The sequence below is a fragment of the Streptomyces sp. NPDC014995 genome (assembly GCF_043080745.1).
Lineage (GTDB): Bacteria > Actinomycetota > Actinomycetes > Streptomycetales > Streptomycetaceae > Streptomyces.
In genome coordinates this window covers 60,386-71,863 of sequence record NZ_JBIBVX010000001.1, presented here as the reverse complement: position 1 = coordinate 71,863, position 11,478 = coordinate 60,386, and the positions used below count along the sequence as shown (strand labels likewise).

Here is an 11,478-nt window from a genome sequence, read left to right as displayed (position 1 = left end):
GAAGGTGAACTGGGGCAGGCTTCGCGGTGACCGTGAGGGCTGCTTTCCACCGGGCCCGGCCCCACGGCCCGTGCGCCGCACGGCTAGGAGCCCCTGGCGAACCTCTCCAGCCGGTCCGCGGAGCCGTTGAAGAGATTCTGGTCACCCGGCAGGCTGCCCCCGTTGTCGTACTGCCAGAACGTCCACGACGACCACCCGGCCGGCAGTGGCCCCACGTCCGGCGCCCCGTAGCGGGCGATCCACAGCGGGTGGTCCGCGGCGAAGGCGCGGCTGCCGCCCGTGCAGGTGCTCCACCAGTGGGTGGTCGTGTAGATCACCGGACGCCGGCCCGTGAGCCGCCGCACCTCGTCGCTGAACGCACGGATCCAGGCGACCATCGCCGCCTTGCTCAGGCCGTAGCACTTCCGCTCCCCGTCGTACGGGTTGTATTCGATGTCCAGCGCGGGCGGCAGCGTCCGGCCGTCCGGGCTCCAGTCGCCTCCGTTGCGCACGAAGTGCGCGGCCTGCGCCGTGCCCGAGCCCCTGTCCGGCAGGGCGAAGTGGTACGCGCCGCGGATCAGTCCGACGGACCGGGCGCCGTCGTACTGCCGGCGGAAGTAGGGGTTGCGGTAGGTGGTGGACTCGGTCGCCTTGACGTACACGAATCCGGCCCCCTCCGCCTTCGCCCGCGGCCAGTCGACGTGCTTCTGGTGCGACGAGACGTCGTGCCCCTTCGGCGGTCCCGCCGCCGCGGCGGGCGGCGCGACGAGCGCGATCACGCAGGCCGACAGGGCCGCGGCCACGAGGGCGCGACGACGACGGGACGGTGGCTGAACGCGGGCCATGGTTTCCCCCGATGACGGCGGTGTGCGGCAAACCCTCCAGAGGCTAGAAGAAGATCCCCTCATACCGGTGGATATCGGACCGATCGCCGAGGGGTGGCGATACGGGCGTCACATCACTCCTCGCAGCACCGGCTGCCGGCCCGAATACCGGCGGACCGCAGCGGCGCCCGCCACCTCCTGGCAGGATCACCGCATGGCTGAGCAGCGACGCGACCAGCGAGACCCCGGCGAGGACCGCACACCGAGCGCGGAGGAGACGAGGGCCTGGGAGGCCCTCGTGGTGACGGCCCGCCGCACCGTCGCCGACGGACTGGTCGTCGGCACCTCCGGCAACGTCTCGGTCCGGGTCGGCGACACCGTCCTGGTCACACCGTCCGGCGTGCCCTACGACCGCCTCGCACCGCACGACATCACCGGCGTCGGCCTCGACGGCCGGCAGGTGCTCGGCACCCTCGTCCCGACCAGCGAACTGCCCATGCACCTCGCCGTCTACCGCGCCACCGACGCCCGCGCCGTCGTCCACACCCACGCCGTGCACGCCACGGCCGTCTCCACCCTCGTGACCGAGCTCCCGTCCGTCCACTACATGACCAGCGCCCTCGGCGGCCCCGTCCGGGTCGCCCCCTACGCGACCTACGGCACCCAGGAGCTGGCCGAGAACACGCTCCACGCCCTCACCGACCGCACCGGCTGCCTCCTCCAGAACCACGGCACCCTCACCTACGGCACCACCCTCGACCAGGCCTACGACCGCACCGCGCAACTGGAGTGGATGTGCCGGCTGTGGCTGACGGCGTCGTCGGTACCGGGCCGCACACCGACCCTCCTGACGGACGACCAGGTGGCGGAGGCGGGCGAGCGGATGCGCGGCTACGGCCAGAAGGGATGAGCCACCACTGGCCGGTGACAGGATCGGCCAGGACACTGGACGGGTGCGCACTGTCACCGCGACGGCCGCCGCCGTCACCGCAGCCCTGGCCGCCGGCGCCGCCAGTGTCGCCGTCGGCCGGTTCGCCAGCGACGCCGCGCTCAAGGCGCCGCCCGGCCGGCCCCTGCCCACCGAACCCCGGCTCACCGTGCACGGCACCGCCGCCGGCCAGATCACCCTCACCCGCGACCTGGCGGCCCTGCGCCCCGGCACCTACGGCCTCTCCGGCAACGGCTCGCACGCGGTCGTCGGCCCCGTCCTGGCCACCGCGCCCCACGCCGTCGACACCGTCGTACGCCGCCTGGAACGCGTCACCCACGGCACGCTGAGTCCCGGCGACGAGGTGTGGTTCACCCCGAACCTGCACGTCGGCGACCCGACCAGTGCCCTCGGCCTCGACCACACCGACGTCGACATCCCCGGCGAGCTCGGCCCGCTGCCCGCCTGGGTCGTCCCCGGCGCCCGCCGCACCTGGGTGATCGCCGTGCACGGCCTGGGCACCACCCGCGAACACGCCCTGAACCTCGTCGGCTTCCTGCACCGCCGCCGCTTCCCGGTGCTCGCCCCCGCCTACCGCGGCGACCTCGGCGCGCCCCGCCCCCCGGACGGTCTGAGCCATCTCGGCGAGAGCGAGTGGCGCGACGTGGACGCGGCGATGCGGTACGCCGTCCGCAACGGCGCCGAACGCCTGGTCCTGCTCGGCTGGTCCACCGGCGCCACCATGGCCCTGCGCGCCGCCGCCCGCTCGGGGCTGCGCGACCTCGTCTCCGGGCTCGTCCTGGACTCCCCGGTCCTCGACTGGCAGGCGACCCTGCGCGCCCTCGCCGCCGCCCGCCACACCCCGGGCGTGCTGCTGCCCCTGGCCGTCCGCGCCGCCCAGGGCCGCACGGGCCTGCGCACCGGTCGCCCCGACGAGGCCACGGACCCGTCCCGCCTGCGCGTCCCGACCCTGGTCTTCCACGGCCCCGACGACACGGTCGCCCCCTGGTCGGCCACCCGCCACTTCGCCGACCAACGCCCCGACCTGATCACCCTCCGCCCCGTCCCCCAAGCCCCCCACGCAGCCATGTGGAACGCCGACCCCGCCGTCTACGAGGAAGCCCTGCGCCGCTTCCTGATCCCGCTGATGTGAGCCAAGCCAACGCCACGCTCCCACCCCCACCGCACCCCGAGCGGTCCGCACCCACGCGCACCCGCACCCGGGCAGTCGGGACCACCGCGCTCCCGCGCTCGCCCGACGGCGGGAGTGGGTCGTGGCGGTGCGGCGCAGCCCCACGCACCCGCCACCCGGGGCGGTCGGGACCCCCGTGCTCCCGCGCTCGCCCGACGGCGGGAGTGGGTGGCGGCGATGTGGCGTAGCCCGACGCACCCGCCACCCGGGGCGGTCGGGGCCGCCACGCTCCCGCGCTCGCCCGACGGCGGGAGTGGGTGGCGGCGGTGCGGCGCAGCCCGTCGCTCAGCGCTGCACAGCCAAGCTCCACTGTCACCAACAGGCAGCCGTACGCCCAACCGGCGACGGGCTCGCCGCACCGCCACGATCCCGACCCACCCACCACCCGCAGGCGCCACCCCGGGCCACGTGCCCCGAGAGACCCGGATGGTTCCGTTTAAGCCCGTACCACTGGCCGGATCACACCTCCCCACCCCTTTCCGCCCCCCATGCCTTGGCCAGTCCCTCAGCCCGTCGTGACGTTCCGTTTGGGTTTTCGGACCGTCAACCGGAAGACTGCACCCGTGACGTCCCGTATCCCGCGCGACTCCAGGCTTCGACTCGTCCGCCCGCGACCCCTGGCCGCCGCCCCCTCAGCTGTGAACCAGCGGCGCCCGCGCCGCCCCGCGCCCCGCCCACCGGAGGGCACCCCGGCCCCGGCAGAGCTGGCCAGAATGGCGCGCTCAGGTCTCGCCGACGCCGCCCGCCTCGCCCGCTGGGCCGACGCCGCCCTCGGCCCCGGCCGCAACGGGGCGACCGACGACGGCAAGGCCACCCTCTCGGACGCGACCGCCGAACGGGCGGCGGGCGACCTCGGTCTGACCCCGGCTCAGGTTCGCGCCGACTGGGACACCGCGCGCCTCGCCGGCCTCGTCGAGGTGCACGGCGACAGTGCCCGCCCCGGCTGGCGCCTGCGCGCCTGGGACCGCGACGACAGCGCCGTACTGCGCGGCTGGGTCGCCCTCTTCGACGCCTGGTCGCTCGCCACCCCGGAACCCGCCGACCAGGAGGCCGCCGCCGTCGCCGAGGTCGTCTCGGCCATGCCGCAGGTGCTCTCCTTCCTCCAGCTGTCCGCCGGCCCCGTCCCCGTGGACCAGCTCCTGGACCTCCTGCGCCAGCGCGTCATCGAACTGCGCACCGAGCGCTGCGAGGTCTCCTACGGCCCCGAGCCCGTACCCACGAACCCCGAGGCCGTCACCACGAGCCCCGAGACCCCGGCCACCGCCCCGCCCCCGCCCCTCCCCCCGCGCCCGGCCCCCTCCGCCGACGCCGATCCGGCGGAGCCCGCCCAGGCCTCCGAACTCGCCCCCCTCCTCGACTGGGCCCTGCACGCCCTCGCCTCCGTGGGCGCCCTCACCTACGGCGACGGCCAGGCGACGCTCACCCCGCTCGGCAACTGGGCGGTCTGGGTCAAGCTGGAACAGATCTGCGTCGCCGCGCAGAGTCCCGCCGGCAACATCGAGGTCGCCGCCGAGGAGATGCTCCGCGGCTGCGCCCAGCTCCGTCCGAACGCCGCCCGCGCCGAGTACCGGGCCTGGCTCGCCGCCCGCCCCGTCGGCAGCGCCGTCACCGAGCTGCTGTCGGCCGCCCGCGGCGAGGACGCCCTGCTGCGCGGCCTGGCCTTCGAGGCGCTGCGCGTCGTCGGCGCCCCCGCCGAGCCCGACGTCCGCGCCGTCGTCGAGGAGCCGGCCCTGAGGCCGTACGCGCTGCTGTGGCTGGCCGAGCACGACGGTGTGGACCCCGAGGACGCGCACGAGGTGCTGACCCGGGAGGAGGCCACCTGGCTGTGGGTCGACACCGCCGCGGCCGTCGCCGACCACGGCGAGGCGCCGATGCTGGTGCGGCACCTGGAGTCCGCGCTGCAGCCGACCGTCCCCGCGCTGCTGAACGAGGTGCGTGCCGTCGGACATCCGCGCACGGTGCAGGTCCTGGTCGCGCTCGCCGCCGCACACCCCGACCCGGCCCTGGCCAAGGCCGTCCGCCGGGCCGCCTTCCAGGTCCACACCGGGGGCAACTGACCCCCGGGCAGCCGTCAGCCCTGTATCTCGGGCGCGTAGGTGCCGAAGCTCCAGATGTTGCCCTCGGCGTCCCGGGCCATGTAGTCCCGGGAACCGTAGTCCTGGTCCGTCGGGGGCATCAGGATCTCCGCGCCGTGCTCCACGGCCCGCCGGTGGTGGGCGTCGACGTCGTCCACCACGACGTACACCCCGGTCGGGCCCGCGTCCTTCATGACGGTGTCGAAGACACCGCCGCGGCCCTTCGAGCCCAGCATCACCGCGCCGTTGCCCTGCACCAGCTCGGCGTGCAGCACGGAGCCGTTCTCCCCCTCGTACACGGACAGCTCGGTGAACCCGAAGGCCTCCGTGAGCTGCCGGATCGCCGCCTTCGCGTCCCGGTACAGCACCGTCGGGTAGATGCTCGGACGCCCACCGCTCGTCCCCGCCATGCCGATCACTCCCTTGTGATCCCCGCCGGAACCCTGGTGATTCCCGCCGGAAATGTCATCCGCTGCCCAGTCTGGCAGCCACCACTGACAACGCCCCTCGCGCAGAGTCACGACGGGGCACGGGAAGATCGAACACCCGAACGCAGAAAAAGTGGTTGCACGGCACCGTTAGACTGGCCCCCATGGCCATTCTCCTCGCGCATTAGACGGCGGGAACGTCCTCAGCCGCCCTTCCCGCCACCCACCCGCTCTGGAGTCTGTCCGTGATCTCCGCCTCCGGCATCGAGCTGCGCGCCGGTGCCCGCATCCTCATCGAGAACGCCTCCTTCCGTGTCGCCAAGGGCGACCGCATCGGCCTGGTCGGCCGCAACGGCGCCGGCAAGACGACGCTGACCAAGGTCCTGGCCGGCGAGGGCATCCCGGCCGGCGGCACCGTCACCCGTTCCGGCGAGGTCGGCTACCTCCCGCAGGACCCCCGTACCGGCGACCTCGACGTCCTCGCCCGCGACCGCATCCTCTCCGCGCGCGGCCTGGACACCCTGATCCGCAAGATGCGCGACAACGAACAGCGGATCGCCAACGGCCAGGGCGCCACCCGCGAGAAGGCCCTCAAGCAGTACGAGCGCCAGGAGACGGAGTTCCTCACCAAGGGCGGGTACGCCGCCGAGGCCGAGGCCGCCACCATCGCCGCCGCGCTCAACCTGCCCGACCGCGTCCTCGGCCAGCCGCTGCACACGCTCTCCGGCGGTCAGCGCCGCCGTGTCGAGCTGGCCCGCATCCTGTTCTCGGACGCGGACACCCTGCTGCTGGACGAGCCGACGAACCACCTCGACGCCGACTCGATCATCTGGCTGCGGGACTACCTCAAGACCTACCGCGGCGGCTTCATCGTCATCTCCCACGACGTCGACCTGGTCGAGACGGTCGTCAACAAGGTGTTCTACCTGGACGCCAACCGCTCCCAGATCGACGTCTACAACATGGGCTGGAAGCTGTACCAGCAGCAGCGCGAGGCCGACGAGAAGCGCCGCAAGCGCGAGCGCGCCAACGCCGAGAAGAAGGCCGCGGCCCTGCATTCGCAGGCCGACAAGATGCGCGCCAAGGCCACCAAGACGGTCGCCGCGCAGAACATGGCCCGCCGCGCCGACAAGCTGCTCTCCGGCCTGGAGGCGGTCCGCCAGTCCGACAAGGTGGCCAAGCTCCGCTTCCCCGAGCCCGCGCCCTGCGGCAAGACCCCGCTGATGGCCGAGGGCCTGTCGAAGTCGTACGGCTCGCTGGAGATCTTCACCGACGTCGACCTGGCCATCGACAAGGGCTCCCGGGTCGTCATCCTCGGCCTCAACGGCGCCGGCAAGACCACCCTGCTGCGGCTGCTCGGCGGGGTGGAGAAGCCCGACACCGGCCGGGTCGTCCCCGGCCACGGCCTCAAGCTCGGCTACTACGCCCAGGAGCACGAGACCCTCGACCCGGACCGCACGGTCCTGGAGAACATGCGCTCCGCGGCCCCCGACATGGACCTCGTGGAGGTCCGCAAGGTGCTCGGCTCGTTCCTGTTCTCCGGCGACGACGTCGACAAGCCCGCCGGTGTCCTGTCCGGCGGCGAGAAGACCCGTCTCGCCCTGGCCACCCTGGTCGTCTCCTCGGCCAACGTGCTGCTGCTCGACGAGCCCACCAACAACCTCGACCCCGCCAGCCGTGAGGAGATCCTCGGCGCGCTGCGCACCTACAAGGGCGCGGTGGTCCTCGTCACCCACGACGAGGGAGCCGTCGAGGCGCTCCAGCCCGAGCGGATCATCCTGCTCCCCGACGGCGTCGAGGACCTGTGGGGCTCCGACTACGCGGATCTCGTCGCCCTGGCTTGATCGAATGAGTGATCCACGGCGTATGGATCATTCGGCCTACTGGTGATCCATCATCTGTGTGAGATCTCCTCGTATCGAGGTGTGTCCTACATCGATTTCGCGGCCGATCCCTTTGTCGACAAGGGGTCGGCCGTTGTGCGTCCCTGACCTGGCACTTCACGAAAGAACCCGTTCGGCCGTACGAACGCCACCGCATGGAATGACAGGTTCCGTTTGTGGGGGCGCGCTCCTGTCGTCAAAACCCTGTCGCACGGACCTTGCCGAATGGGTGGCCATCACGCCCCGGAGGGGTGATCATGAGGAGACCAGAGCGCACTTCCCATGAGGAGGCACGGGTGGCCGAGACTCTGAAGAAGGGCAGCCGGGTGACCGGCGCCGCGCGCGACAAGCTCGCGGCAGACCTGAAGAAGAAGTACGACTCCGGTGCGAGCATCCGGGCACTGGCCGAGGAAACCGGCCGCTCGTATGGCTTCGTACACCGGATGCTCAGCGAGTCGGGCGTCACGCTCCGTGGGCGTGGTGGCGCGACGCGGGGCAAGAAGGCCGCCTCGTCCTGATTCCGGGCGGCTCACCGGCTTCGATGGTGGCCACCCGGTTGATCTCCCCCCGGGGCCCTTGAAGGGGCCCGGGGGATCCCCAGATCGGCCGGGTGGTTACTGTGCAGTCACTTAGCAACGCTCCCAGCATCGCTCTGCTGACCGCACTCATCGGAGGCGCCCCATGGCTTCGCCCGACCGGGAACTCGCTCCCCTGCTCGACAAGGACGGCGTACGGCTCACCGTCGACGACACGCTCGCCACGGTGACGTTGACCAACCCGGCCAAGCGCAACGCGCAGAGCCCCGCCATGTGGCGCGCGCTCGCCGAAGCCGGGCGGCAACTGCCGGGCTCCGTCCGTGTGGTCGTGCTGCGCGGCGAGGGCAAGTCCTTCTCCGCCGGCCTCGACCGGCAGATGTTCACGCCCGAGGGGATCGAGGGCGAACCCTCCTTCATCGACCTCGCGCGCAGTGGCGACGCCGAACTCGACGCCGCCATCGCCGAGTTCCAGGAGGGCTTCACCTGGTGGCGACGGAACGACCTCGTGTCCATCGCCGCCGTCCAGGGCCACGCCATCGGTGCGGGCTTCCAGCTCGCGCTCGCCTGTGACCTGCGCGTCGTCGCCGACGATGTGCAGTTCGCCATGCGCGAGACCGGCCTCGGCCTCGTACCGGACCTCACCGGCACGCACCCCCTCGTCTCCCTGGTCGGCTACGGCCGCGCCGTCGAGATCTGCCTGACCGGCCGTTTCGTGCACGCCGAGGAGGCGGTGAGCTGCGGGCTCGCCAACGTCGCCGTGCCCGCGGCCGAGTTGGACGCCACGGTCCGTGAACTGGCCGCGGCGATCCTCGCCGCGCCCCGGGACGCCGTCGTCGAGACCAAGGCGCTGCTGCGCGGCGCGGGCGACCGTGCCTACGACGAGCAGCGGGCCGCCGAGCGCGCCGCCCAGGCCCGACGCCTGCGCGACCTCGCCGGCATGGGCGAATGACAGCGCTGACCGAGGCTCGCCCGAACACGGCGCATGAAGCGCGGCGTCCGAGGCACGGCGCATCCACACGCGGCGCATGACACGCGGTGCCTGAGACGGCGGTGCCTGGGCGCTCAGCCCGCCGCCGTCACCAGCACCGCCACCGTCGGCTGATCCCGCAACGCCTCCGACACCACGGCGCGGACCGCCCGGGCCACGTCCAGCGCCCGGTGGCCCGCGCCCACCGCGATCTCGACGCGCACGTGCCGACGCGGCAGGGCGGCGCTCCCGTCCTGCCGCTCCTCGACACGGACCGCCCGCCCGAGCACATCGGTCAGCCCCGTGACCCCCGGCACGGAGAGAGCCGCCGAGGCCACCCGCCCCTCGTCCCCCTCCGGCACCACCCCGGACGACCGCGGAGCCCGCACCTCCTGCGGCGCCTCTTCCTCGGCGCCTTCCTCCAGGAGCGAGGTCACCCGCAGATCCACCTCCGCCACCACCAGCCCCAGCCGCTCCGCGGCGGCCGTCGCCAGGGCCGTCCGCAGCCGCGCCGCCGTCGTCGGCAGCGGTTCGGACGCCCCCGCCGCGAAGTCCGCCGTCACCCGGAGGGGCCCCGGCGGCAGAGCGCTCGGCGGAGGCGGTACGACCGGCTCGTACCCGCCGCCGGGATCGGCCACCGCGATCCGCAGCGGGCCCAGGCGCACGTCCGGTAGCCCCCGCGCCGCCCGCCGCAGCACCGCCTCCGCCGCATCCTCCGCGATCCACGCGCCGTCCCGCGGCCCGCCCAGCGGCAGCAGCCTGCCCAGACCCAGTTGCTCCCGCACCGTACGCGTCCATCTCTCCGCCGTCATTCCTCCAGCCTGCCGCATCCCAGAGCGAGGATGCGCCTCGGCGCTTACGGTGGTCGAAGGAGGACGACCGAAAAGGACGTACGGCGATGAGCGAGACAACGGAGCAGAACCGGACGCAGACCCCCGACAGCGGCTCCGAGGCCGTGCAGACCCGCAAGGCCACCCGGCGTGGCGGCGGAGACCCTGCATCCCGCGGGCGCACCACGATCGCCGACGGAGTCGTGGAGAAGATCGCCGGACTGGCGGCACGGGACGTCATGGGCGTCCATGCGATGGGCAGCGGCATCAGCCGCACGTTCGGCGCCGTGCGGGACCGGGTGCCCGGCGGGGCCAAGTCGGTGACACGTGGCGTCAAGGCAGAGGTCGGCGAGGTGCAGACCGCGCTCGACCTCGAGATCGTCGTCGACTACGGAGTGTCGATCATCGACGTCTCGCGGGAGGTGCGCGAGAACGTCATCGCGGCCGTGGAGCGGATGACCGGCCTCGAGGTGGTCGAGGTCAACATCGCGGTGAGCGACGTCAAGCTGCCCGAGGAAGAGGACGAGGAGCCGGAGTCCCGGCTCCAGTGACGCGTCGGCAACCGGGCGACCGGACCGCTGAGGGGAGTACACCTTGAACATGGCCGTGGTCGGCATGATCGCCGGCATGGCACTGGGATTCGCCGGATACTTCGGCGGGTTCGGGGCCTTCGTGCTGGTGGCGGCCCTGGGCGCCATCGGCTTCGTCGTCGGCCGGTTCCTCGAGGGGGACCTGGATCTCGGCGACTTCTTCCGTACGCGTGACAACCGGCGCCGGTGACGTCCGTGAGCGAGGGGACCGGCGCGCCAGGCACCCGCCCGACCGCGGTCCCGGCGGGCGAGCGGGGCGCGACCCGGATCGCCGACCGGGTCGTGGCGAAGATCGCCGCGCAGGCGGCACGCGAGGCGGTCGGGCCGCTGCCGCCCGCCGCCGCCCACCCGCACGCCACCGTCGTCGTCCACCCCCACGCCCGGCTTCCCTCGAGCGGCGGGACCCCCGTCGAAGCCGCCCACATCAGCGTGCATCTGGAACTCGACTACCCGACCGACATCGGCCCGCGCTGCCACGCGGTGCGTCGTCATGTCACCGAGCGGGTAGGCGCGTTGGTGGGAATGGAGGTGCCGGAAGTCGCGGTCCGGGTCGAACGGCTGCACCTGACGGCGGCACACGGCGTGGCACACGGGAGGACGCGATGAGCGAGCCCCGGAGCTCCGAGGGCACCACACAGCACCTGCCGGTCCTGGAGAAGATCCCCGAGGACGTACCGGAGACCCCGGCCGCCCCCGTGGCGAGGAGCGGCCGGTTCTGGTCGGCGCGCCGCGTCCCGGCGACCGTCGTCGCGCTCCCGCTGCTGGGCCTGGCGGGCGCCTTCCTCTACGACATCGCCGCGGTCCGCCTCGACCGGCCGGCCCTGCACGTGCGCCGCGAGCTGGCCCGGCAGCTCGCCGAACGGCCTCTGGACGACATCTGGGTGCTCGTCGGCGCGGGCGTCACCGCCGCCCTCGGCCTGTGGCTGCTGGCCCTCGCCGTCACTCCCGGTCTGCGCGACCTCCTGCCCATGCACCGCACCCACCCCGACGTCCGCGCCGGTCTGCACCGGGGTGCCGCCGCGCTGGTGCTGCGCGACCGGGCCATGGAGATCGCCGGCGTGCAGTCGGTACGGGTGCGCGCGGGCCGCCGCAGGGCGGACGTCCGCGCGGTCTCCCACTTCCGCGACGTGGACGAGGTACGCGCCGACCTGGACGCCGTGCTCGGTGACGCGGTCCGCGGCCTGGGCCTCGCCCACCCGCCCAAGTTGTCGGTGCACGTGCGCCGGCCCGGAAGGAAGGGGTGAGG

At 73.3% G+C, this 11,478-nt stretch carries 13 protein-coding genes; 10 read left to right on the top strand and 3 right to left on the bottom strand.

The window, feature by feature from the left end; genetic code table 11:
- Positions 1-83: 83 nt before the first annotated feature.
- Entirely contained in the window at positions 84-824 is a 741-nt protein-coding gene (locus ACF1A1_RS00325; protein ID WP_391643819.1) for a lysozyme, read from the bottom strand.
- A 193-nt stretch (positions 825-1,017) separates the two neighbouring features.
- Between ACF1A1_RS00325 and ACF1A1_RS00320 the strand changes: the two genes are divergently transcribed.
- From ACF1A1_RS00320 to ACF1A1_RS00310, 3 genes are all read left to right on the top strand, one after another.
- Positions 1,018-1,713, top strand: coding sequence for a class II aldolase/adducin family protein (locus ACF1A1_RS00320; RefSeq protein ID WP_391643817.1), 696 nt, complete (start codon positions 1,018-1,020; stop codon positions 1,711-1,713).
- A 43-nt stretch (positions 1,714-1,756) separates the two neighbouring features.
- Positions 1,757-2,884 carry an alpha/beta hydrolase gene (locus tag ACF1A1_RS00315; RefSeq protein WP_391643815.1) on the top strand — a complete coding sequence of 376 codons (1,128 nt, stop codon included), beginning with the start codon at positions 1,757-1,759 and terminating at the stop codon, positions 2,882-2,884.
- Positions 2,885-3,486: 602 nt separating this feature from the next.
- Positions 3,487-4,980, top strand: a complete 1,494-nt coding sequence (locus ACF1A1_RS00310) for a hypothetical protein (protein WP_391643813.1) — start codon at positions 3,487-3,489, stop codon at positions 4,978-4,980.
- Positions 4,981-4,994: 14 nt separating this feature from the next.
- On the opposite strand, the gene ACF1A1_RS00305 is transcribed toward ACF1A1_RS00310, so the two are convergent.
- A complete protein-coding gene (locus tag ACF1A1_RS00305) occupies positions 4,995-5,408 on the bottom strand; it encodes a VOC family protein (RefSeq protein ID WP_391643811.1) in 414 nt (137 codons plus the stop codon).
- Positions 5,409-5,671: 263 nt separating this feature from the next.
- Between ACF1A1_RS00305 and ACF1A1_RS00300 the strand changes: the two genes are divergently transcribed.
- The 3 genes from ACF1A1_RS00300 to ACF1A1_RS00290 all read left to right on the top strand — a co-directional run bounded on the left by ACF1A1_RS00300 (position 5,672) and on the right by ACF1A1_RS00290 (position 8,794).
- Positions 5,672-7,270 carry an ABC-F family ATP-binding cassette domain-containing protein gene (locus ACF1A1_RS00300; RefSeq protein ID WP_391643810.1) on the top strand — a complete coding sequence of 533 codons (1,599 nt, stop codon included), beginning with the start codon at positions 5,672-5,674 and terminating at the stop codon, positions 7,268-7,270.
- Between the two features lie 335 nt (positions 7,271-7,605).
- On the top strand, positions 7,606-7,827 hold the full coding sequence (locus ACF1A1_RS00295; protein WP_004002281.1) for a helix-turn-helix domain-containing protein: 222 nt from the start codon (positions 7,606-7,608) through the stop codon (positions 7,825-7,827).
- Positions 7,828-7,990: 163 nt separating this feature from the next.
- Positions 7,991-8,794: an enoyl-CoA hydratase/isomerase family protein gene (locus ACF1A1_RS00290; RefSeq protein ID WP_391643808.1), complete on the top strand. Its 804-nt coding sequence runs from the start codon at positions 7,991-7,993 to the stop codon at positions 8,792-8,794.
- 113 nt (positions 8,795-8,907) lie between these two features.
- Here the strand turns inward: ACF1A1_RS00290 and ACF1A1_RS00285 are convergent, their stop codons facing one another.
- Positions 8,908-9,624: a nucleopolyhedrovirus P10 family protein gene (locus ACF1A1_RS00285; RefSeq protein ID WP_391643806.1), complete on the bottom strand. Its 717-nt coding sequence runs from the start codon at positions 9,622-9,624 to the stop codon at positions 8,908-8,910.
- 86 nt (positions 9,625-9,710) lie between these two features.
- Here ACF1A1_RS00285 and ACF1A1_RS00280 point away from each other — a divergent pair, with 86 nt between their 5' ends.
- The 4 genes from ACF1A1_RS00280 to ACF1A1_RS00265 are packed head-to-tail and all read left to right on the top strand — an operon-like array spanning position 9,711 to position 11,476.
- Positions 9,711-10,193: an Asp23/Gls24 family envelope stress response protein gene (locus ACF1A1_RS00280; RefSeq protein ID WP_391643804.1), complete on the top strand. Its 483-nt coding sequence runs from the start codon at positions 9,711-9,713 to the stop codon at positions 10,191-10,193.
- A 43-nt stretch (positions 10,194-10,236) separates the two neighbouring features.
- A complete protein-coding gene (locus ACF1A1_RS00275) occupies positions 10,237-10,422 on the top strand; it encodes a hypothetical protein (RefSeq protein WP_391643802.1) in 186 nt (61 codons plus the stop codon).
- The gene (locus tag ACF1A1_RS00270; protein ID WP_391643800.1) at positions 10,419-10,838 is read left to right on the top strand and encodes an Asp23/Gls24 family envelope stress response protein; all 420 of its coding nucleotides are present in this window, start codon (positions 10,419-10,421) and stop codon (positions 10,836-10,838) included. The genes ACF1A1_RS00275 and ACF1A1_RS00270 overlap by 4 nt, the downstream gene beginning before the upstream one ends.
- Positions 10,835-11,476, top strand: a complete 642-nt coding sequence (locus ACF1A1_RS00265) for a DUF6286 domain-containing protein (protein WP_391643798.1) — start codon at positions 10,835-10,837, stop codon at positions 11,474-11,476. Before ACF1A1_RS00270 ends, ACF1A1_RS00265 begins: the two co-directional genes overlap by 4 nt.
- Positions 11,477-11,478: the final 2 nt, after the last annotated feature.